Origin of the sequence: Pseudomonas sp. A0308 (genome assembly GCF_044218815.1) — a bacterium.
GTDB classification, from domain to species: Bacteria; Pseudomonadota; Gammaproteobacteria; order Pseudomonadales; family Pseudomonadaceae; genus Aquipseudomonas; species Aquipseudomonas iridis.
In genome coordinates this window covers 1,546,034-1,567,235 of sequence record NZ_CP162581.1, presented here as the reverse complement: position 1 = coordinate 1,567,235, position 21,202 = coordinate 1,546,034, and the positions used below count along the sequence as shown (strand labels likewise).

General features: G+C 57.1%; 19 protein-coding genes. 17 read left to right on the top strand and 2 right to left on the bottom strand.

Going from position 1 to position 21,202, the window contains the following annotated elements; translation table 11 throughout:
- Positions 1-21: 21 nt before the first annotated feature.
- The 3 genes from AB4P92_RS07305 to AB4P92_RS07295 all read left to right on the top strand — a co-directional run bounded on the left by AB4P92_RS07305 (position 22) and on the right by AB4P92_RS07295 (position 3,089).
- The gene (locus AB4P92_RS07305) at positions 22-873 is read left to right on the top strand and encodes a glycine betaine ABC transporter substrate-binding protein (protein WP_042558285.1); all 852 of its coding nucleotides are present in this window, start codon (positions 22-24) and stop codon (positions 871-873) included.
- Between the two features lie 249 nt (positions 874-1,122).
- On the top strand, positions 1,123-1,434 hold the full coding sequence (locus AB4P92_RS07300; protein ID WP_042558286.1) for a DUF485 domain-containing protein: 312 nt from the start codon (positions 1,123-1,125) through the stop codon (positions 1,432-1,434).
- On the top strand, positions 1,431-3,089 hold the full coding sequence (locus AB4P92_RS07295) for a cation acetate symporter (protein ID WP_042558287.1): 1,659 nt from the start codon (positions 1,431-1,433) through the stop codon (positions 3,087-3,089). The genes AB4P92_RS07300 and AB4P92_RS07295 overlap by 4 nt, the downstream gene beginning before the upstream one ends.
- A 671-nt stretch (positions 3,090-3,760) precedes the next feature.
- On the opposite strand, the gene gltA is transcribed toward AB4P92_RS07295, so the two are convergent.
- Positions 3,761-5,050, bottom strand: coding sequence for a citrate synthase (gltA, locus tag AB4P92_RS07290; protein WP_042558288.1), 1,290 nt, complete (start codon positions 5,048-5,050; stop codon positions 3,761-3,763).
- Positions 5,051-5,412: 362 nt separating this feature from the next.
- Between gltA and sdhC the strand changes: the two genes are divergently transcribed.
- From sdhC to AB4P92_RS07230, 12 genes are all read left to right on the top strand, one after another.
- The gene (sdhC, locus tag AB4P92_RS07285; RefSeq protein ID WP_080896000.1) at positions 5,413-5,787 is read left to right on the top strand and encodes a succinate dehydrogenase, cytochrome b556 subunit; all 375 of its coding nucleotides are present in this window, start codon (positions 5,413-5,415) and stop codon (positions 5,785-5,787) included.
- Positions 5,781-6,149, top strand: coding sequence for a succinate dehydrogenase, hydrophobic membrane anchor protein (gene sdhD / locus AB4P92_RS07280; RefSeq protein ID WP_007977503.1), 369 nt, complete (start codon positions 5,781-5,783; stop codon positions 6,147-6,149). Before sdhC ends, sdhD begins: the two co-directional genes overlap by 7 nt.
- Before the next feature lie 3 nt (positions 6,150-6,152).
- Positions 6,153-7,925, top strand: coding sequence for a succinate dehydrogenase flavoprotein subunit (gene sdhA / locus AB4P92_RS07275; RefSeq protein ID WP_042558290.1), 1,773 nt, complete (start codon positions 6,153-6,155; stop codon positions 7,923-7,925).
- A gap of 11 nt (positions 7,926-7,936) precedes the next feature.
- Positions 7,937-8,641, top strand: a complete 705-nt coding sequence (locus AB4P92_RS07270; RefSeq protein ID WP_007959035.1) for a succinate dehydrogenase iron-sulfur subunit — start codon at positions 7,937-7,939, stop codon at positions 8,639-8,641.
- A 251-nt stretch (positions 8,642-8,892) separates the two neighbouring features.
- Positions 8,893-11,724: a 2-oxoglutarate dehydrogenase E1 component gene (locus AB4P92_RS07265; protein ID WP_042558291.1), complete on the top strand. Its 2,832-nt coding sequence runs from the start codon at positions 8,893-8,895 to the stop codon at positions 11,722-11,724.
- A 42-nt stretch (positions 11,725-11,766) separates the two neighbouring features.
- The gene (gene odhB, locus AB4P92_RS07260) at positions 11,767-13,017 is read left to right on the top strand and encodes a 2-oxoglutarate dehydrogenase complex dihydrolipoyllysine-residue succinyltransferase (RefSeq protein WP_395599191.1); all 1,251 of its coding nucleotides are present in this window, start codon (positions 11,767-11,769) and stop codon (positions 13,015-13,017) included.
- A gap of 107 nt (positions 13,018-13,124) precedes the next feature.
- The gene (gene lpdA, locus AB4P92_RS07255; RefSeq protein ID WP_042558293.1) at positions 13,125-14,561 is read left to right on the top strand and encodes a dihydrolipoyl dehydrogenase; all 1,437 of its coding nucleotides are present in this window, start codon (positions 13,125-13,127) and stop codon (positions 14,559-14,561) included.
- Positions 14,562-14,744: 183 nt separating this feature from the next.
- Positions 14,745-15,911: an ADP-forming succinate--CoA ligase subunit beta gene (gene sucC, locus AB4P92_RS07250; protein WP_007919879.1), complete on the top strand. Its 1,167-nt coding sequence runs from the start codon at positions 14,745-14,747 to the stop codon at positions 15,909-15,911.
- Positions 15,911-16,792, top strand: a complete 882-nt coding sequence (sucD, locus tag AB4P92_RS07245; RefSeq protein ID WP_042558294.1) for a succinate--CoA ligase subunit alpha — start codon at positions 15,911-15,913, stop codon at positions 16,790-16,792. The genes sucC and sucD overlap by 1 nt, the downstream gene beginning before the upstream one ends.
- A gap of 362 nt (positions 16,793-17,154) precedes the next feature.
- A complete protein-coding gene (gene brnQ / locus AB4P92_RS07240; protein ID WP_042558295.1) occupies positions 17,155-18,468 on the top strand; it encodes a branched-chain amino acid transport system II carrier protein in 1,314 nt (437 codons plus the stop codon).
- A gap of 176 nt (positions 18,469-18,644) precedes the next feature.
- Positions 18,645-19,385 carry a DUF599 domain-containing protein gene (locus AB4P92_RS07235; protein ID WP_395599190.1) on the top strand — a complete coding sequence of 247 codons (741 nt, stop codon included), beginning with the start codon at positions 18,645-18,647 and terminating at the stop codon, positions 19,383-19,385.
- Positions 19,382-19,783, top strand: coding sequence for an MAPEG family protein (locus tag AB4P92_RS07230; RefSeq protein WP_047300304.1), 402 nt, complete (start codon positions 19,382-19,384; stop codon positions 19,781-19,783). Before AB4P92_RS07235 ends, AB4P92_RS07230 begins: the two co-directional genes overlap by 4 nt.
- Positions 19,784-19,860: 77 nt before the next feature.
- Here AB4P92_RS07230 and AB4P92_RS07225 read toward each other — a convergent pair whose 3' ends face one another.
- A complete protein-coding gene (locus AB4P92_RS07225) occupies positions 19,861-20,097 on the bottom strand; it encodes a hypothetical protein (RefSeq protein ID WP_007959016.1) in 237 nt (78 codons plus the stop codon).
- Positions 20,098-20,255: 158 nt separating this feature from the next.
- Between AB4P92_RS07225 and AB4P92_RS07220 the strand changes: the two genes are divergently transcribed.
- On the top strand, positions 20,256-20,732 hold the full coding sequence (locus AB4P92_RS07220; RefSeq protein ID WP_210622270.1) for a PaaI family thioesterase: 477 nt from the start codon (positions 20,256-20,258) through the stop codon (positions 20,730-20,732).
- Entirely contained in the window at positions 20,729-21,181 is a 453-nt protein-coding gene (locus AB4P92_RS07215) for a PaaI family thioesterase (protein ID WP_200610744.1), read from the top strand. Before AB4P92_RS07220 ends, AB4P92_RS07215 begins: the two co-directional genes overlap by 4 nt.
- Positions 21,182-21,202: the final 21 nt, after the last annotated feature.

The window sequence follows — 21,202 nt, the reverse complement described above, 5'->3', positions numbered from 1 at the left end:
CAGCATTTCGGGGAAGTAACAATGAAGATGCGACGACTTTTAAGCGCAGGTGCCGTTCTGGCGCTTGCGATGAGCTCCACTTTCGCCAGCGCTGAAAAACAGACCCTGAACATCGGTTACGTTGACGGCTGGTCCGACAGCGTCGCGACCACCCACGTGGCGGCCGAAGTGATCAAGCAGAAACTCGGCTACGACGTGAAACTGCAAGCCGTCGCCACCGGGATCATGTGGCAAGGTGTGGCCACCGGCAAACTTGACGCCATGCTCTCGGCCTGGCTGCCAGTAACCCATGGTGATTACTGGACGAAGAACAAGGATCAGGTCGTCGACTACGGCCCGAACTTCAAGGATGCAAAAATCGGCCTGATCGTGCCGGAGTACGTCAAAGCCAAATCCATCGAAGACCTGAAAACCGACGACACCTTCAAAAATCGCATCGTCGGCATCGATGCCGGTTCAGGTGTGATGCTCAAGACTGATCAGGCGATCAAGGACTACGGCCTCGACAAATACTCGCTCAAGGCCAGTTCCGGCGCCGGCATGATCGCCGAACTGACCCGCGCCGAGAAGAAAAACGAATCCATCGCCGTCACCGGTTGGGTACCGCACTGGATGTTCGCCAAGTGGAAACTGCGTTTCCTCGACGACCCGAAAGGCGTTTACGGTGCAGCTGAAACCGTGAACAGCATCGGCAGCAAAGAGCTTGATGCCAAAGCGCCGGAAGTGGCGAAGTTCCTGAAAAACTTCCAGTGGGCCTCGAAGGACGAAATTGGCGAAGTGATGCTGGCGATTCAGGACGGTGCAAAACCTGACGCCGCCGCCAAAGCCTGGGTAGCCAAGCACCCGGAGCGTGTGGCTGACTGGACTAAATAACCTGACATAGCTTTTTCACCGCGAACCCTGTGGGAGCGGGCTTGCCCGCGATAGCGGTCTGTCAGTTGGCTAATCAGTCGACTGGCATGACGCAATCGCTGGCAAGCCAGCTCCCACAGTTTTTTATATGTGCTTGAGAATGGCAAAGCTGTCATGGCGTTCTACTACTAAGGTCGTCTGGAACCTGGCTCGCAGCCGCATACAGTGGATATCGTTCCAACAATAATCTGTGCTGCGAGGATAAAAACAATGAACGACAGCATTTACCTCTCGATTCAAAACAGTCCCCGATTCAAGGAACTGGTTAGCAAGCGAGAAAAGTTCGCCTGGATTCTTTCAGCGATCATGCTTGGGCTTTACTCCGGTTTCATCCTTCTGATTGCTTACGGGCCGCATCTTCTGGGCGCGAAGATCAGTCCTGAGTCCTCCATTACCTGGGGCATTCCTATCGGTGTCGGGCTGATTCTTTCGGCCTTCATCCTGACCGGCATCTACGTAAAGCGCGCCAATGGCGAGTTCGACGACCTGAACAATGCGATTCTCAAGGAGGCTCAGCAATGATCCGGCGTCTACTGGCTCTATTGAGCGTTGCAGCTTTCGCACCGGGTGCCTGGGCAGCTGATGCCTTGACCGGTGAGGTGGCCAAGCAGCCGCTGAACATTCCCGCGATCCTGATGTTCGTGGCATTTGTCGGCGCCACTTTGTACATCACCTACTGGGCCTCGAAGAAAAACAACTCCGCGGCCGACTACTATGCAGCGGGCGGCAAGATCACCGGTTTCCAGAACGGTTTGGCGATTGCCGGTGACTACATGTCGGCGGCGTCCTTCCTGGGGATTTCCGCGCTGGTGTTCACCTCCGGCTACGATGGCCTGATCTACTCGATCGGCTTCCTGGTGGGCTGGCCGATCATTCTGTTCCTGATCGCCGAGCGTCTGCGTAACCTGGGTAAATACACCTTTGCCGACGTGGCGTCCTACCGCCTCGGGCAAACCCAGATTCGCTCGCTGTCCGCCTGCGGTTCGCTGGTGGTGGTGGCGTTCTACCTGATCGCGCAAATGGTGGGTGCGGGCAAGCTGATCCAGCTGCTGTTTGGTCTGGATTACCACGTTGCGGTGATTCTTGTTGGTGTGCTGATGTGCATGTACGTGCTGTTCGGCGGCATGCTGGCAACCACCTGGGTGCAGATCATCAAGGCAGTGTTGCTGCTGTCGGGTGCATCGTTCATGGCACTGATGGTGATGAAGCACGTCAACTTCGACTTCAACACGCTGTTCTCCGAGGCGATCAAGGTGCACGCCAAGGGCGAAGCGATCATGAGCCCGGGCGGTCTGGTCAAGGATCCGGTTTCGGCATTCTCGCTGGGTCTGGCGTTGATGTTCGGTACCGCTGGCCTGCCGCACATCCTCATGCGCTTCTTCACCGTGAGTGATGCAAAAGAAGCCCGTAAGAGCGTGCTGTACGCTACCGGGTTCATTGGCTACTTCTACATTCTGACGTTCATTATCGGCTTCGGCGCGATCCTGCTGGTCAGCACTAACCCGGCCTTCAAAGATGCTGCTGGCGCGCTGTTGGGCGGCAACAACATGGCGGCGGTGCACCTGGCCAACGCGGTCGGCGGTAGCATCTTCCTTGGCTTCATCTCGGCGGTTGCCTTCGCGACCATCCTTGCTGTAGTGGCAGGTCTGACCCTGGCGGGTGCTTCGGCGGTTTCTCACGACCTCTACGCCAGCGTTATCAAAAAGGGCAAGGCGAACGAGAAGGACGAGATTCGCGTTTCGAAGATCACCACGATTGCCCTGGCGGTGCTGGCGATTGGTCTGGGCATTCTCTTCGAGAGCCAGAACATTGCGTTCATGGTTGGCCTGGCGTTCTCGATCGCGGCGAGCTGTAACTTCCCGGTATTGCTGCTTTCGATGTACTGGAAGAAGCTGACGACTCGTGGGGCGATGATTGGTGGCTGGTTGGGTCTGGTCAGCGCTGTTGGCCTGATGATTCTCGGCCCGACCATCTGGGTGCAGATTCTGCATCATGAGAAGGCGATCTTCCCTTATGAGTACCCGGCGCTGTTCTCGATGATCATTGCGTTTGTGGGGATCTGGTTCTTCTCGATCACTGACAAGTCGGCGGCTGCGGACCGGGAACGTGCGTTGTTCTTCCCTCAGTTTGTGCGTTCGCAGACAGGGTTGGGGGCGAGTGGGGCGGTTTCGCATTGATTGCTTGATGGTTTTGTAATGTTGTTCTGAATGCCCCGGTTGAGAGATCGGGGCATTTTTTTTGTGGGCGGTTATCGGGCTTTCCGACGTCGCCTTACAGATCAAAAGCTGCAGCCGAGCTAACGCTCATCCTGTTGAGTGGCGGGAGAGCGATGCGGTCGGCTTAGGTTTTGTGTTGTGTTCGCCCCTCACCCCGGCCCTCTCCCCGAGGAGAGGGAGCCGATTTGTGAGGCTTTCAGAATCTAAGTTCGACTCGGTATCCCAGGTCGGCATAGCTCTGCCAAACACCTCGATCAGTTCCCTCTCCCTCCGGGAGAAGGCTAGGGTGAGGGGGCTCTTGATCTTGCTTTGGCTTTGGCTTTGGCTTTTGATTTTTTTGCCCCATCGGCAGGCCGAGCGATGCCCCCGGATGGACACCGTAGCGAGGGAACACTGAGCTTCAGCGAAGTGCCGTACGCCAGGGGCAAAGCCTTTTGGTTCCTTTTTGGCGTTTGAAAAAGGGACTCGCTGTAAAAGCGAAACCGCCAGCGGCAACACCCGCAAAAACGGATATGCCCCCAATCAAAAACACAGTCGGCCCACAGGCCGCTGAAACCAAACAAACAAAAACGGCCCCTATATAAATAGAGGCCGTTCCCGGTACAACTTAAAACGTTATCGCAAGACAAATCTTATTTGCGGTCTTCCAGCTTGGTAATGTCACGCGACTCGTAGCCGGTGTACAACTGGCGCGGACGGCCAATCTTGTACGGGCTCGAGAGCATCTCTTTCCAGTGGGAGATCCAGCCAACAGTACGTGCCAGCGCGAAAATCACAGTGAACATGCTGGTTGGAATGCCAATCGCCTTGAGGATGATCCCCGAGTAGAAGTCGACGTTCGGGTACAGCGAGCGTTCGATGAAGTACGGGTCGGTCAGCGCGATCTCTTCCAGGCGCATGGCCAGTTGGAGTTGCGGATCGTTGTTGATACCCAGTTCCTTCAATACTTCGTCGCAGGTCTGCTTCATCACAGTCGCGCGAGGATCGCGGTTCTTGTAAACGCGGTGACCGAAGCCCATCAGCTTGAACGGGTCGTTCTTGTCCTTGGCCTTGGCGATGAACTTGTCGATGTTGGACACATCGCCAATTTCGTCAAGCATGGTCAGAACGGCTTCGTTCGCACCGCCGTGGGCAGGGCCCCACAGTGCGGCGATACCGGCGGCGATACAGGCGAACGGGTTGGCACCCGAAGAGCCCGCCAGACGCACGGTGGAAGTCGATGCGTTCTGCTCGTGGTCGGCATGGAGGATGAAGATCTTGTCCATGGCCTTGGCGAGCACCGGGCTGATCGGTTTGATCTCGCACGGGGTGTTGAACATCATGTGCAGGAAGTTTTCCGCGTACGTCAGGTCGTTGCGCGGGTACATCATGGGTTGACCCATGGAGTACTTGTAAACCATCGCTGCCAGGGTCGGCATCTTCGCAACCAGACGGATCGCGGAGATTTCGCGATGCTGCGGGTTATTGATGTCGAGGGAGTCGTGGTAGAAGGCCGAGAGGGCGCCGACTACGCCGCACATGACGGCCATCGGGTGGGCGTCGCGACGGAAACCGTTGAAGAAGGTTTTCAGCTGCTCGTGAACCATGGTGTGGTTTTTCACGGTGCTGACGAACTGGGCCTTCTGTTCTGCGGTCGGCAGTTCGCCGTTGAGCAGCAGATAGCAGGTTTCCAGGTAGTCCGACTTTTCAGCCAGCTGTTCGATCGGGTAGCCGCGGTGCAACAGAATGCCGTTGTCGCCGTCGATATAGGTGATCTTCGATTCGCACGAGGCGGTCGACATGAAACCCGGGTCGAAAGTGAAGCGGCCCGTGGCCGTCAGGCCCCGAACATCAATAACATCGGGACCAACGGTGCCGGTTAAAATGGGCAGCTCGACGGGGGCTGCGCCCTCGATGATCAACTGCGCTTTTTTGTCAGCCATGTGGCCTCCTATTTATGCTTGAACCATCAGACAGACCCCCCACGCAGGGCCCGCACCACTATAGTGAGATAAATTCGAATGTCAATTTGCCTAAAGTCTTGCTCCAGAAGGCTTTAACTGCCCTTTTTCCTCGAAATTGACTGCCATTTACGCCTTTTATACGACTTGTGCAATGCGCTATTTGGGGTAGGTGATTGCGTTGTCATTAGTAGCCTAACTGTCTATACTCGGCCACCGACCGCCAAGGGCTTTTGGGCCTGCTTTATTGGGGGTCGCATCCCTGGGTGGTGGTTACCTGACCAGTGCACTCCCCAACAACTTTGCCCTGATTGTTAGGGGCTCTTCAGTGTGAAAAAAAAGCCGTGAAAAGCCAACGACCTGTAAACCTAGACCTAAGGACCATCAAACTCCCCATCACCGGCGTTACGTCGTTTCTTCACCGTGTTTCCGGCATCATCCTCTTCCTGGGCCTGGGCTTCATGCTTTATGCATTGGGCAAATCCCTGGATTCCGAGGAAGGTTTTGCCGAGGTGAAGGCATGCTTGACCAGCCCGCTGGCCAAGTTCGTAGCATGGGGCCTCCTGTCCGCTCTGCTGTATCACCTGGTAGCCGGTGTGCGCCACTTGATCATGGATATGGGCATCGGTGAGACGCTGGAAGGCGGCCGCCTGGGCTCGAAAATCATCGTCGCCATTTCCGTGGTGCTGATCGTTCTGGCAGGAGTTTGGATATGGTAACCAGCGTTACGAACCTTTCGCGTTCGGGCCTCTATGACTGGATGGCGCAACGTGTGTCTGCGGTTGTTCTCGCGGCTTATTTCATCTTCCTGATCGGATACCTTGCAGCGAATCCGGGCATTGGTTACGACCAGTGGCATGGCCTGTTCGCCCACAACGGGATGCGTATCTTCAGTCTGCTGGCCCTCGTTGCCCTTGGCGCTCACGCCTGGGTCGGCATGTGGACCATCGCGACCGACTACCTGACGCCAATGGCGCTGGGCAAGTCCGCGACCGCAGTACGTTTCCTTTTCCAGGCAGTATGCGGCGTTGCGATGTTCGCTTACTTCGTCTGGGGTGTGCAGATTCTCTGGGGTATCTGATTCATGGCTAACATTCCAACGATTTCTTTCGACGCCATCATTATTGGTGGCGGCGGTGCTGGCATGCGCGCTGCGCTGCAACTGGCACAGGGTGGTCACAAGACTGCCGTGATCACCAAGGTTTTCCCGACTCGTTCGCACACTGTATCGGCTCAGGGTGGCATCACCTGCGCGATCGCTTCTGCCGATCCGAACGATGACTGGCGCTGGCACATGTACGATACCGTCAAGGGCTCCGACTACATCGGTGACCAGGACGCTATCGAATACATGTGTCAGGAAGGCCCGGCTGCTGTTTATGAGCTGGACCACATGGGGATGCCGTTCTCGCGTACCGAACAGGGCCGCATCTACCAGCGTCCGTTCGGCGGTCAGTCGAAGGATTACGGTAAAGGCGGGCAGGCTGCCCGTACTTGCGCCGCTTCCGACCGTACCGGTCACGCACTGCTGCACACCCTTTATCAGGGCAACCTGAAAGCCGGTACCACGTTCCTGAACGAGTACTACGCTGTCGACCTGGTGAAAAACGCTCAAGGCGAGTTCGTCGGTGTGATCGCTATCTGCATCGAAACCGGTGAAACCACCTACATCCGCGCCAAGGCTACTGTTCTGGCAACCGGCGGTGCAGGTCGTATCTACGCGTCCACCACCAACGCCCTGATCAACACCGGTGACGGCGTCGGCATGGCTCTGCGTGCGGGTGTGCCGGTACAGGACATCGAAATGTGGCAGTTCCACCCAACCGGCATCGCCGGCGCCGGTGTACTGGTTACCGAAGGTTGCCGTGGTGAAGGTGGATACCTGATCAACAAGCACGGCGAGCGTTTCATGGAGCGTTATGCTCCGAACGCCAAAGACCTTGCCGGTCGTGACGTTGTTGCCCGCTCGATGGTTAAGGAAATCATCGCGGGTAACGGTTGCGGTCCGAATGGCGACCACGTGCTGCTCAAACTCGATCACCTGGGTGAAGAAGTGCTGCACAGCCGTCTGCCAGGCATCTGCGAACTGTCGAAGACTTTCGCACACGTTGACCCGGTTGTTGCTCCGGTTCCGGTTGTTCCGACTTGCCACTATATGATGGGCGGTGTTCCGACCAACATTCATGGCCAGGCGATCACCCAGAACGCTGAAGGCGTGGACGAGATCATTCATGGTCTGTTCGCCGTCGGCGAAGTGGCTTGCGTATCGGTTCATGGTGCCAACCGTCTGGGCGGCAACTCGCTGCTCGACCTGGTAGTGTTCGGCCGCGCTGCCGGCCTGCACCTCGAGAAAGCATTGACTGACGGCATCGAATACGATGACGCCACCGAAGCTGATATCGACGCTGCCCTGTCGCGCCTCAATGCACTGAACAGCCGTACCGATGGCGAAGACGTTGCTACGCTGCGTCGCGAGCTGCAAAGCTGCATGCAGAACTACTTCGGCGTATTCCGTACCGGCGAATACATGCAGAAAGGTATTGCCCAGCTGGCAGACCTGCGCACCCGTATCGCCAACGTGAAAATCAACGATAAGTCGCAGGCGTTCAACACTGCACGTATCGAAGCGCTTGAGCTGCAAAACCTGCTGGAAGTCGCTGAGGCTACTGCCATTGCGGCCGAAGTCCGTAAAGAGTCCCGCGGCGCGCACGCCCGTGAAGACTTTGAAGATCGTGATGACGAAAACTGGCTGTGCCACACCCTGTACTTCCCGGGTGACAAGCGCGTTGCCAAGCGTGCCGTGAATTTCTCGCCGAAAACTGTTCCGACTTTTGAACCTAAGATTCGGACTTATTAAGGGTGGCCGCCATGTTGCAAGTCAGCGTTTATCGTTACAACCCTGATCAGGACGCCGCGCCGTTCATGCAGGAATTCCAGGTTGATACCGGTGGTAAAGACCTGATGGTGCTGGACGTGCTGGCCCTGATCAAAGAGCAGGACGAGGGTTTCTCCTATCGTCGCTCTTGCCGTGAAGGTGTTTGCGGTTCCGACGGCATGAACATCAACGGCAAAAACGGCCTGGCGTGCATCACGCCGCTGTCCGCTGTCGTAAAAGGCAACAAGTTGATCGTTCGTCCGCTGCCAGGTTTGCCGGTTATCCGTGACCTGGTTGTCGATATGAGCATCTTCTACAAGCAATACGAGAAGGTTAAGCCATTCCTGCAGAACGACACGCCGGCTCCGGCCATCGAGCGTCTGCAGTCCCCTGAAGAGCGTGAAAAGCTCGACGGTCTGTACGAGTGCATTCTGTGCGCTTGCTGCTCGACCTCTTGCCCGTCCTTCTGGTGGAACCCGGACAAGTTCCTGGGCCCGGCCGCACTGCTGCAAGCTTATCGCTTCCTGGCAGACAGCCGTGACACCAAGACGTCCGAGCGTCTGGCTTCGCTGGATGACCCGTTCAGTGTTTTCCGCTGCCGGGGCATCATGAACTGCGTCAACGTATGTCCGAAAGGCCTGAACCCGACTAAGGCCATCGGTCACATCCGTAACATGCTGCTTTCTAGCGGCGTGTGATTCAGCTGCTGTAACCGCTGCACCGTAGAGGCTGTGGCGCGGGCTTCAACCCGCGTCATGGCTATAACCAGAGCAGCAGCCACAAGCTGCGGCTCTTATTTTGAAGAAATGAGACAAGCAGGGGCATCCGGGCTGGTACCCGGACTATCAGTGTGATCCTAAGTGGCTTGTTTTAGTCGCTGCATTCGGACTTCTGCAAGTTTGCTCGGTGTCGACATCGATGGTGTTCCCCTAACCGAGGGTGACCAAGCATGCAAGAAAGCGTGATGCAGCGCATGTGGAACAGCGCCTACCTTTCAGGTGGAAACGCTGCCTATGTGGAAGAGCTTTATGAGCTCTACCTGCACGACCCTAACGCTGTGCCAGAAGAGTGGCGCACCTACTTTCAGAAGCTGCCTGCCGACGGCGGCTCTGCCACTGATGTTTCGCACTCCACGATTCGCGATCATTTCGTGCTGCTGGCAAAGAACCAGCGCCGCGCTCAACCGGTTTCCGCCGGCAGCGTGAGCAGTGAGCACGAGAAGAAGCAAGTTGAAGTGCTGCGATTGATCCAGGCCTACCGTATGCGTGGCCACCAGGCAGCCCAGCTTGACCCGCTGGGGCTGTGGCAGCGTCCTGCACCTGCAGACCTGTCGATCAATCATTACGGCTTGACCAATGCCGATCTTGATACGACCTTCCGTGCCGGCGACCTGTTCATCGGCAAAGAGGAAGCGAGCCTACGCGAAATTCACGAAGCGTTGCAGCAGACATATTGCCGCACCATCGGCGCTGAATTCACGCACATCACCGATTCCGAGCAGCGTCACTGGTTCCAGCAGCGTCTGGAAAGCGTGCGCGGCCGTCCAACGTACTCCGCCGACATCAAGAGCCACCTGCTCGAGCGCGTCACCGCCGGCGAAGGTCTGGAAAAATACCTGGGCACCAAATACCCGGGTACCAAGCGTTTCGGTCTGGAAGGCGGCGAAAGCCTGATTCCGATGCTCGACGAGCTGATTCAACGTTCCGGTTCGTATGGCACCAAGGAAGTCGTGATCGGCATGGCCCACCGTGGCCGTCTCAACGTGCTGGTCAACACCTTCGGCAAGAACCCGCGCGAGCTGTTCGACGAGTTCGAAGGCAAGAAGAAGGTCGAGCTGGGTTCCGGTGACGTTAAATACCACCAGGGCTTCTCGTCCAACGTGATGACCACCGGTGGTGAAGTTCACCTGGCCATGGCGTTCAACCCGTCCCACCTGGAAATCGTTTCCCCGGTGGTCGAGGGTTCGGTTCGTGCCCGTCAGGATCGTCGTAACGACCCTACCGGTGAGAAGGTTCTGCCAATCTCCATCCACGGCGACGCGGCATTTGCCGGCCAGGGCGTGGTGATGGAAACCTTCCAGATGTCGCAGACCCGCGGTTTCAAGACCGGCGGTACCGTGCACATCGTGATCAACAACCAGGTTGGTTTCACCATCAGCAACCCGCTGGACTCGCGTTCCACCGAGTACGCGACCGACGTTGCGAAAATGATCCAGGCACCGATCCTCCATGTGAATGGCGATGATCCGGAAGCCGTATTGTTCGTGACTCAGCTGGCCATCGACTACCGCATGCAGTTCAAGCGTGACGTGGTGATAGACCTGGTCTGCTACCGTCGTCGCGGCCACAACGAAGCTGACGAACCAAGCGGCACCCAGCCTCTGATGTATCAGCAGATCACCAAACAGCGCACCACCCGTGAGCTGTACGCTGACAGTCTGACTCAGAGCGGTGTGCTCGACGCTGAGCGTGTTCAGGCGAAAGTCGACGAATACCGCAACGCGCTGGACAACGGTCTGCACGTAGTAAAAAGCCTGGTCAAAGAGCCGAATAAAGAGTTGTTCGTGGACTGGCGTCCGTATCTGGGCCACGCCTGGACCGCGCGTCACGACACTCGCTTCGACCTCAAGACCCTGCAGGAACTGTCCGCCAAGCTGCTGGAAATTCCGGAAGGCTTCGTGGTTCAGCGCCAGGTCTCGAAAATTTACGAAGACCGTCAGAAGATGCAAGCCGGCGGCCTGCCGATCAACTGGGGTTACGCCGAAACCATGGCATATGCGACCCTGGCGTTCGAAGGTCACCCGATTCGCATGACCGGTCAGGACATCGGTCGCGGTACGTTCTCGCACCGTCACGCTGTTCTGCACAACCAGAAAGATGCGGGCACTTACATTCCGCTGCAGCACTTGTACGACGGTCAGCCACGTTTTGACCTGTACGACTCGTTCCTGTCGGAAGAAGCCGTTCTGGCGTTCGAATACGGTTACTCGACCACCACGCCGGATGCGCTGGTGATCTGGGAAGCCCAGTTCGGCGACTTCGCCAACGGTGCCCAAGTGGTTATCGACCAGTTCATCACCAGTGGCGAGCACAAGTGGGGCCGTCTGTGCGGTCTGACCATGCTGCTGCCGCACGGTTATGAAGGTCAGGGTCCTGAGCACTCTTCGGCTCGTCTGGAGCGTTACCTGCAATTGTGCGCCGAGCACAACATTCAGGTAGCGGTACCGACTACGCCGGCTCAGATCTACCACTTGCTGCGTCGTCAGGTGATTCGCCCGCTGCGCAAACCGTTGATCGTCCTGACTCCGAAGTCGCTGCTGCGCCACAAGCTGGCTGTCTCGACCCTGGAAGATCTGGCCGAGGGTTCGTTCCAGACCGTTATCCCGGAAATCGACGTATTGGACCCGAACAAGGTCGAGCGCGTTGTTCTGTGTAGCGGCAAGGTCTACTACGACCTGCTGGAAAAACGCCGTGCCGAAGGCCGTGAAGATATCGCCATCGTGCGTATCGAGCAGCTGTACCCATTCCCTGAGGACGACTTGATTGAAGTCCTGGCTCCGTACACCAACCTCAAACATATCGTTTGGTGTCAGGAAGAGCCGATGAACCAGGGTGCCTGGTACTGCAGCCAGCACCACATGCGCCGCATCGTTGGCAAACACGACAAATCTCTCGTACTCGAGTACGCGGGCCGTGATGCCTCTGCTGCACCTGCTTGTGGTTACGCATCGATGCACGCCGAGCAGCAGGAAAAACTGCTGCAAGCCGCGTTTACCGTTTAACGCCTTCGCGCACCTGAAACCGAATTTAAGGAACTACAGATAATGGCTATCGAGATCAAAGCCCCCACTTTCCCGGAATCGGTTGCCGATGGCACCGTTGCCACCTGGCACAAGCAACCGGGCGACGCCGTCAAGCGTGACGACCTGATCGTCGACATCGAAACTGACAAAGTCGTACTGGAAGTTCTGGCGACTGCCGACGGCGTACTGGGCGCTATCGTCAAGAACGAAGGCGACACTGTTCTGTCCGACGAAGTCCTGGGCTCCATCGAAGCGGGCGGCGCTGCTGCCGCTGCTGCCGCTGCTCCGGCTGCCGCTGCTCCGGCTGCCGCTGCTGCTCCGGCCGCTGCCCAAGCTGCTGCTGCACCTGCTGCCGGCACCGACGAAGATGCTATCGCCGCGCCTGCTGCACGCAAACTGGCTGAAGAAAACGGCATCAACCTGGCGTCCGTCAAAGGCACCGGTAAAGATGGCCGTGTAACCAAGGAAGACGTGGTTGCCGCTGTTGAAGCCAAGAAAGCTGCTCCGGCCGCCGCTCCTGCCAAGGCTGCTGCACCATCGGCTGCTGCTCCTGTGTTCGCCGCTGGCGACCGCATCGAGAAGCGCGTTCCTATGACCCGCGTTCGTGCCACAGTGGCCAAGCGTCTGGTTGAAGCTCAGTCGAACATGGCGATGCTGACCACTTTCAACGAAGTCGACATGACTGAAGTCATGGCGCTGCGTTCGAAGTACAAGGACCTGTTCGAGAAGTCGCACAACGGCGTACGTCTGGGCTTCATGTCGTTCTTCGTGAAGGCTGCTACCGAAGCGCTGAAACGCTTCCCGGCTGTCAACGCTTCGATCGACGGTGCCGACATCGTTTACCACGGCTATGCCGACGTAGGTGTTGCTGTTTCCAGCGACCGCGGTCTGGTGGTTCCGGTTCTGCGTAACGCCGAACTGATGAGCCTGGCTGAAATCGAAGGCGGCATCGCCACCTTCGGCAAGAAAGCCCGTGACGGCAAACTGTCGATGGACGAGATGACCGGTGGTACCTTCACCATCACCAACGGTGGTACCTTCGGTTCGATGATGTCGACCCCGATCGTCAACCCGCCGCAGGCAGCGATTCTGGGCATGCACAACATCATCCAGCGTCCGATGGCCATCAACGGTCAGGTCGTTATCCGTCCGATGATGTACCTGGCACTGTCCTACGATCACCGTCTGATCGATGGCAAAGAAGCTGTGACCTTCCTGGTGACCATCAAGAACCTGCTGGAAGACCCAGCTCGTCTGTTGCTGGATATCTAAAAAGCAGCTGCAAGCTTTCAGCTACAAGCCTCAAGCTCAAGGCGAGCGGGTGGGCTTGCAGCTTGAAGCTTGCGGCTTGAAGCTTTTCGCTAAAGAGGATTTTTTGAATGTCGCAGAAATTTGACGTAGTAGTGATCGGTGCTGGCCCTGGTGGCTATGTGGCTGCCATCAAGGCCGCGCAGCTGGGTCTGACCACGGCCTGCATCGAGAAGTACACCGACGCCGAAGGCAAGCAAGCCCTGGGCGGCACCTGCCTGAACGTCGGCTGCATTCCTTCCAAGGCGCTGCTCGACAGCTCCTGGAAATACAAGGAAGCGAAAGAAAGCTTCAACGTTCACGGTATCTCGACCGGCGAAGTCAAAATGGACGTTGCTGCGATGGTTGGCCGCAAGGCTGGCATCGTCAAGAACCTGACCGGCGGCGTTGCCACTCTGTTCAAGGCCAACGGCGTTACTTCGATCCAGGGCCACGGCAAACTGCTGGCCGGCAAGAAAGTCGAAGTCACCAAGCCAGACGGCTCGGTAGAAATCATCGAAGCTGAAAACGTCATCCTGGCACCAGGTTCGCGTCCGATCGACATCCCACCGGCTCCGGTTGATCAGAACGTCATCGTCGATTCGACTGGCGCACTGGAATTCCAAGCCGTACCTAAGCGTCTGGGCGTTATCGGCGCTGGCGTAATCGGTCTGGAACTGGGTTCGGTTTGGTCGCGTCTGGGTTCGCAAGTGGTTGTCCTCGAAGCACTGGACACCTTCCTGATGGCAGCGGACACCGCTGTTTCCAAGGAAGCGCTGAAAACCCTGACCAAGCAAGGTCTGGACATCAAGCTGGGCGCTCGCGTTACCGGTTCTAAAGTGAATGGCGACGAAGTCGTTGTGAACTACACCGATGCCAACGGCGAACAGACCATCACTTTCGACAAGCTGATCGTAGCCGTTGGTCGCCGTCCGGTGACCACTGATCTGCTGGCTGCCGACAGCGGTGTGACCCTGGACGAGCGCGGTTTCGTGCACGTTGACGATCACTGCGCTACCACCGTACCGGGCGTTTTCGCCATCGGTGACGTGGTTCGCGGCATGATGCTGGCTCACAAGGCTTCGGAAGAAGGCATCATGGTTGTCGAGCGCATCAAGGGCCACAAAGCCCAGATGAACTATGATCTGATCCCTTCGGTTATTTATACTCACCCGGAAATCGCGTGGGTTGGCAAAACCGAGCAGGCCTTGAAAGCTGAAGGCGTTGAAGTTAACGTCGGCACCTTCCCGTTCGCCGCTTCCGGCCGTGCCATGGCCGCCAACGATACCGGTGGTTTCGTCAAGGTCATCGCTGATGCCAAGACTGACCGCGTATTGGGCGTGCACGTAATTGGTCCGAGCGCTGCAGAACTGGTTCAGCAGGGCGCGATCGGTATGGAATTCGGCACCAGCGCTGAAGACCTGGGCATGATGGTTTTCTCCCATCCGACCCTGTCTGAAGCCTTGCACGAAGCTGCTCTGGCTGTGAATGGCGGCGCCATCCACATTGCCAACCGCAAGAAGCGTTAACAGACAATAAGAAACCACGGCGGTAACGGCCCGTCGTGAGCCTTGCGAGCAAGACTCACCGCGGAATGTCCGCTGGACGCAGTCTTGCGTAGCTCAGCTACGCAAGCAGCAGTCAAAGGTGGCGCGGCACTCATCACGAGTGCAGCGCCGAATGCGCAGTACCTAACGAAGACGGTAAAAAGCATGAATCTTCACGAGTATCAGGGTAAGCAGCTGTTCGCTGAATACGGCCTGCCAGTTTCCACTGGTTACGCAGTAGACACCCCAGAAGCAGCAGCAGAAGCTTGCGACAAAATCGGCGGCAGCGAGTGGGTTGTCAAAGCCCAGGTCCACGCCGGTGGTCGCGGTAAAGCGGGCGGCGTTAAGCTGGTTCGCAGCAAAGAAGACGCCAAAGCCTTCGCACAGCAGTGGCTGGGCAAGCGTCTGGTGACTTACCAGACTGACGCCAATGGCCAGCCAGTCACCAAGATCCTGGTTGAATCGTGCACTGATATCGCTAAAGAGCTGTACCTGGGCGCTGTCGTTGACCGTTCGAGCCGTCGCATCGTGTTCATGGCTTCCACCGAAGGTGGCGTGGACATCGAGAAAATCGCTCACGACACTCCAGAAAAAATTCTGAAAGCCACTATCGATCCACTGGTTGGCGCTCAGCCGTTCCAGGGTCGCGAGCTGGCATTCCAGTTGGGTCTGGAAGGCAAGCAGGTTGCTCAGTTCGCCAAGATCTTCGTAGGTCTGGCCAAACTGTTCAAGGATCACGACCTGGCTCTGCTGGAAGTGAACCCGCTGGTGATCAAGGCTGACGGCGATCTGCACTGCCTCGACGCCAAGATCAACATCGACGCCAACGCAATGTACCGTCAGCCTAAGCTGAAGACTTTCCACGATCCGTCGCAAGACGATCCGCGCGAAGCGCACGCTGCCAAGTTCGAACTGAACTACGTAGCGCTGGAAGGCAACATCGGCTGCATGGTCAACGGTGCTGGCCTGGCCATGGGTACCATGGACATCGTCAACCTGCATGGCGGCAAACCAGCCAACTTCCTCGACGTAGGTGGTGGTGCTACCAAAGAACGCGTAACTGAAGCGTTCAAGATCATTCTGTCCGACACCAACGTCGCTGCAGTACTGGTCAACATCTTCGGCGGCATCGTTCGCTGCGACATGATTGCCGAAGGCATCATCGGCGCTGTGAAAGAAGTCGGCGTGAAAATCCCGGTTGTTGTTCGCCTTGAAGGCAACAACGCTGAGCTGGGCGCTAAAGTACTGGCAGAAAGCGGTTTGAACATCATCGCTGCTACCAGCCTGACCGACGCTGCTCAACAAGTTGTTAAAGCTGCGGAGGGCAAATAATGAGCGTCCTGATCAATAAAGACACCAAAGTTATCTGCCAGGGTATTACCGGTTCGCAAGGTAGTTTCCACACCCAGCAAGCCATTGAATACGGCACCAAGATGGTTGGTGGCGTTACTCCTGGTAAAGGCGGCACCGAGCACCTGGGTCTGCCAGTGTTCAACACCGTGAAAGATGCTGTTGCTCAAACTGGCGCCACCGCCAGCGTGATCTACGTTCCAGCTCCTTTCTGCAAGGACTCGATCTTGGAAGCGGCTTTCGGCGGCATCAAGCTGATCGTCTGCATCACCGAAGGCATTCCTACCCTGGACATGCTGGACGCTAAAGTTAAGTGCGACGAGTTGGGCGTAGTCCTGATCGGCCCTAACTGCCCAGGCGTTATCACCCCAGGCGAATGCAAGATCGGCATCATGCCAGGTCACATTCACTTGCCAGGCAAGGTCGGTATCGTTTCGCGTTCCGGCACCCTGACCTACGAAGCTGTGAAGCAGACTACTGACGCCGGTTTCGGTCAGTCGACTTGCGTCGGCATCGGTGGTGACCCGATCCCGGGTTCGAACTTCATCGACATCCTGAAGCTGTTCCAGGAAGACCCGAAGACCGAAGCGATCGTGATGATCGGTGAGATCGGCGGTTCGGCTGAAGAAGAAGCGGCTGCCTACATCAAGGCACACGTGACCAAGCCGGTTGTTTCCTACATCGCTGGTGTGACTGCTCCTCCGGGCAAGCGCATGGGCCATGCTGGCGCAATCATCTCTGGCGGCAAAGGCACTGCAGACGAGAAGTTTGCTGCCCTGGAAGACGCAGGCGTTAAAACCGTGCGTTCGCTGGCAGACATCGGCAAGGCTTTGTCCGAGCTGACCGGTTGGGCTGTCAAGTAAGCTTCCCGCTTAGCTGACGCTTTACCAAACAAAGGCCACCTTCGGGTGGCCTTTGTCGTTTCAGAGCGGTTGCAAGCTTCAAGTTGCTAGCTACAAGACAAAAGCTTGCCGCTTGAAACTTGTAGCCTGGAGCGGCTTTTCATACATAAACGCGACACGGAAACGTCGGGTATCGGATAGTTCGCCCTCTAACAGTGCGTTTGTCAGGCAAATTCGTTAGGCTAGCCGCCATTTTTGCGTCTGCCGCCCACAAGGCATGCACCGCGCGTTACGGGTCAGTCCCATACGGATCGACAGCATTTCCCTAATCCCACAGGGCAATCCCCCTCTAAATTCCGATTCAGTAGTGTGGTATTTCCTTAATGAAAGTTTTGAAAGGTCAGGACATCCTGGCACTCGGTTTTATGACGTTTGCCCTGTTCGTTGGGGCCGGTAACATCATCTTCCCGCCTATCGTCGGTTTGCAGGCCGGACCTCACGTCTGGATGGCGGCGCTGGGCTTTTTGATCACCGCAGTCGGTTTGCCGGTGATCACCGTGGTTGCGCTGGCCAAGGTCGGTGGAGCGATGGATGCCCTGAGCAGCCCGATCGGCAAAATTGCCGGTGGTGTGCTGGCTGCCGCGTGCTACCTGGCGGTCGGCCCGCTGTTCGCTACCCCGCGTACTGCAACCGTGTCGTTCGAAGTGGGCCTGGCGCCGTTGACCGGCGAGAGCCCGTTAGCGCTGTTCCTCTACAGCTCGGTTTATTTCCTGCTGGTGTTCTTCATCTCGCTGTATCCGGGCCGTTTGCTGGATACCGTAGGGCGTTTCCTCGCGCCGCTGAAGATCATCGCGCTGGCCGTGCTGGGCATCGCTGCCTTCGCCTTGCCGGCCGGTGATATCGGTCACGGCACACCTGAATACGTGGCGGCGCCGTTCTCCCAGGGGTTCATCAATGGTTACCTGACCATGGATACCCTCGGCGCATTGGTGTTCGGTATCGTCATCGTTAACGCGATTCGCTCCCGTGGCGTCGAGTCGCCAGCGCTGATCACCCGTTACGCGATCATCGCCGGGCTGATTGCCGGTGTCGGTCTGGCGCTGGTGTATGTCAGCCTGTTCCGTCTCGGTTCGGGTAGCCATGAAGTGGCTGTCGGTGCCACCAATGGTGCGGCGGTATTGCACGCTTATGTGCAACACACCTTCGGTTCGTTGGGCAGCGGTTTCCTTGCGGTGCTGATCTCGCTGGCGTGTCTGGTGACGGCGGTGGGCCTGACCTGCGCCTGCGCCGAGTATTTCAGCCGCGTACTGCCACTGTCCTACAAGACGCTGGTGATCATTCTTGCTGTGTTCTCCCTGTTGGTGTCCAACCTGGGCCTGACGAACCTCATTGCTTTCTCGATTCCTGTGCTGACGGCGATTTACCCACCGTGCATCGTTCTGGTCGCCCTGAGTTTCTGCTCGAGCTTCTGGAACGAGCAGGTGCGCATCGTCGGCCCGGTCATGCTGGTGTCGTTCCTGTTCGGCTGCATTGACGCGCTCAAAGGCGCCGATCTGGCAGGCTGGATGCCGGGACCGCTTGCGACGCTGCCACTGAGCGAGCAGGGCCTTGCATGGCTGATCCCGTCCGTGATCACGCTGGTGTTCGCCGTGGCGATCGATAGCGCCTTGGGCAAACGTCGTAGCGCAATCGCCTGACGTTCATCAGGCCCGTCATAAGCGGGCCGGTGACGCTTAAACAGAAATGCCCCGTATCAATCGATACGGGGCATTTTTTATGGGTATCAGGCAGTGTCTTTTTCCGTGAGCTAGCGTCGAAGGGTTGCTTAGGTTCACTCCTACAGGAATCGTGTTCACACATCACAAGGAACCGCATGTCGTTCATCCAGGCCAATCTGATTCATCTGCTCGCCGCACTCTGGTTTGTCATCTGCTGGGGCGGCTATACCCGTTACGCCGGCTGGAAGGCTCGCGACACCGCGTGTCTGGCCAGCGTGCTGCACCTGTACCGCGAAGACTGGATGCGCCGCATGTTGCTGCGCGACAACCGCATCGCGGACGCCAGCGTGATCGGCAACCTGGAGCGTAACGCCTCGTTCTTTGCATCCAGCACCCTGATTATCCTTGCAGGTATCCTCACCGTGCTGGGCGCTTCCGACCGTGCAGTGTCATTGCTGGCGGATATTCCGATGGTGCAGCAGGCCTCGCAAGGCATGTCGGAGATCAAGTTGCTGTGCCTGGCAATGGTATTTGTCTACGCGTTCTTCACGTTCAGCTGGTGCATGCGCCAGTACAACTTCGCGGCGATTCTGGTGGGCTCGGCGCCGATGATCGGTGAGCGACAAGTCTCGGAGCTGGAGCGCAAAGCCTTCGCTTCGCGAGCGGCGCGGGTGATTTCGATGGCGGCCAACCAGTTCAACTTCGGCCTGCGCTCGTACTACTTCGGCATGAGTATGCTGGCGTGGTTTGTCAGCCCTTGGTTGTTCATGCTGATGAGTGCCGGAGTAGTCGTCGTCTTGTATCGCCGCGAGTTTCATTCCGACGTTCTGGATGTCATGGTCTATACCCCTACAGAGGCGCCCATTCCCGAGGCGAGCAAAGAGGTCGTTTCATGAGTATTCCGTTCTGGTGTGTGTTTATCAGTGCCCTGTTGATTTATATCGCGCGCCTGCCGGTGGGCAAGGCCATGAAAGAGCAGGGCGGTTACAACAACCACCTGCCGCGCCAACAGCAGGCACAGCTCACTGGTTACGGTGCGAGGGCACTGGCGGCGCACCAGAACAGCATCGAGGCATTCATATTGTTCGCAGTGGGGGTGCTTATGGCGCATACCACGCAAACAGCGGGATGGCTGATCGATACGTTGGCGATCATTTTTGTAATCGCGCGGATCCTCTACTTGTGGCTCTACCTGGCTGACAAGCCTGCATTGCGCAGCTTGATCTGGCTGGTCGGCCTAGTGTGTTCGTTGTTGCTGATGATTAGTCCGACTTTTAGAACTGTTCTGCTCTAAAAAGTCATTGCCGATAAAACGCAGGCAAAAGAAAACCCGCACTTGGCGGGTTTTCTTTTGTCACACCAGAAAGCGGATTATTGCTTTTTGGCGGCTTCTTCTTGTGCAGCGGCGTTCGATTCAGCCTGAGCTTTGGCAGCTTCGGCGTTTTCTTTCGCAGCGTCGTTCACTTTATCCTGAGCTTTGTTCATGTCTTGCTGAGCTTGTTCAGCATGTTGATTTGCATCTTGAGCTTTGTCCTCGGATTTTTTATCGCAGGCAGCGAGACCGAGGGAAGCGGTCAACATCAAGGCAATAGCTAAAGTCTTACGCATGGGGTGTTTCTCCTTATGGAAAATAACTACTGGCCTTAAGAACTCGGCGCCAAGGGTTAAGTTCCTCATTTGTTTCAGATATATAAGATCTTTTTTCAGTGGAACTTTTGCGGTTTTTCTCACTACTGGCAAAAGGCTCTAACGAGAGTAATTATCATATGGCTGAAAACCCCGTTTTTGAGCGTGCGACGCGATTTCTTTCGGCGTTGCGACACTGCCAGGTCCTAGGGTTGCAAGTGCACAGCGCCTCTGTCGATGGGCTCACGGTGATCCTGCCATACAGCACGAAAATCGTCGGTAACCCGCAGACAGGCGTGATACACGGTGGCGCTATCACTTCTTTGATGGACACCGCGTGCGGCATGTCGACCCTGTGCGTACTGCCGGAATTTGAAGTCTGCCCGACCCTCGATCTGCGCATCGACTACATGCACGCCGCAGAACCCCATAAAGACGTTTACGGCTTCGCCCAGTGCTATCGAGTGACGACTGATGTGATCTTCGCTCGCGGCTTCGCCTACCAGGATGATCCCGAGCAGCCGATTGCCCACGTCGTTGGCACTTTCATGCGCATGGGCAAAAACATCAGGGGCACCAAGGGTTTTGGTGGCGCTATCAGGGGAGAGGGCCAATGAGCGACGACCTCAAGGATCAGTTGCAGAGGGCCCATGCGCAAGGCGACTACGCACCGCTGCTCAAGTTGATTCCGTACGCCGGGCTGATCGGCATCGAGTGCTCTCGCGTTGGCGATGACTTGCTGTTCAAGCTGCCGGCGAATAAGGACAACATTGGTAACCCTTTATTGCCGGCGATTCATGGCGGGGTGATTGCCGGGTTCATGGAACTGGCCGCAGCCCTGCATTTATTGATTTTCACCGGGGCGCCGGACGTACCGAAGATCATCGATTTTTCCCTCGATTACCTGCGCGCCGGGCAGTTTCGTGACACATGGGCCAGATGTCAGGTCTGCCGGCAGGGGCGGCGGGTGGCGAACGTTGCCATCACGGCGTGGCAAAGTACCGAAAGCGAACCGATTGCCACGGCGCGGGCGCATTTCAAAATCGATGAGCCCTTGAAATCCTGAACACTGCCCCAAACTCAGATG

Bases quoted from the DNA above. Each gene is read 5' to 3' on its own strand.
- AB4P92_RS07270 (WP_007959035.1), top strand. From the start codon at position 7,937: ATGTTGCAAGTCAGCGTTTATCGTTACAACCCTGATCAGGACGCCGCG.
- sdhA (WP_042558290.1), top strand. From the start codon at position 6,153: ATGGCTAACATTCCAACGATTTCTTTCGACGCCATCATTATTGGTGGC.
- AB4P92_RS07230 (WP_047300304.1), top strand. From the start codon at position 19,382: ATGAGTATTCCGTTCTGGTGTGTGTTTATCAGTGCCCTGTTGATTTAT.
- AB4P92_RS07225 (WP_007959016.1), bottom strand. From the start codon at position 20,097: ATGCGTAAGACTTTAGCTATTGCCTTGATGTTGACCGCTTCCCTCGGT.
- AB4P92_RS07215 (WP_200610744.1), top strand. From the start codon at position 20,729: ATGAGCGACGACCTCAAGGATCAGTTGCAGAGGGCCCATGCGCAAGGC.
- AB4P92_RS07300 (WP_042558286.1), top strand. From the start codon at position 1,123: ATGAACGACAGCATTTACCTCTCGATTCAAAACAGTCCCCGATTCAAG.
- AB4P92_RS07235 (WP_395599190.1), top strand. From the start codon at position 18,645: ATGTCGTTCATCCAGGCCAATCTGATTCATCTGCTCGCCGCACTCTGG.
- AB4P92_RS07305 (WP_042558285.1), top strand. From the start codon at position 22: ATGAAGATGCGACGACTTTTAAGCGCAGGTGCCGTTCTGGCGCTTGCG.
- gltA (WP_042558288.1), bottom strand. From the start codon at position 5,050: ATGGCTGACAAAAAAGCGCAGTTGATCATCGAGGGCGCAGCCCCCGTC.
- lpdA (WP_042558293.1), top strand. From the start codon at position 13,125: ATGTCGCAGAAATTTGACGTAGTAGTGATCGGTGCTGGCCCTGGTGGC.
- AB4P92_RS07220 (WP_210622270.1), top strand. From the start codon at position 20,256: ATGGCTGAAAACCCCGTTTTTGAGCGTGCGACGCGATTTCTTTCGGCG.
- sucC (WP_007919879.1), top strand. From the start codon at position 14,745: ATGAATCTTCACGAGTATCAGGGTAAGCAGCTGTTCGCTGAATACGGC.
- sdhD (WP_007977503.1), top strand. From the start codon at position 5,781: ATGGTAACCAGCGTTACGAACCTTTCGCGTTCGGGCCTCTATGACTGG.
- odhB (WP_395599191.1), top strand. From the start codon at position 11,767: ATGGCTATCGAGATCAAAGCCCCCACTTTCCCGGAATCGGTTGCCGAT.
- AB4P92_RS07295 (WP_042558287.1), top strand. From the start codon at position 1,431: ATGATCCGGCGTCTACTGGCTCTATTGAGCGTTGCAGCTTTCGCACCG.
- sucD (WP_042558294.1), top strand. From the start codon at position 15,911: ATGAGCGTCCTGATCAATAAAGACACCAAAGTTATCTGCCAGGGTATT.
- brnQ (WP_042558295.1), top strand. From the start codon at position 17,155: ATGAAAGTTTTGAAAGGTCAGGACATCCTGGCACTCGGTTTTATGACG.
- AB4P92_RS07265 (WP_042558291.1), top strand. From the start codon at position 8,893: ATGCAAGAAAGCGTGATGCAGCGCATGTGGAACAGCGCCTACCTTTCA.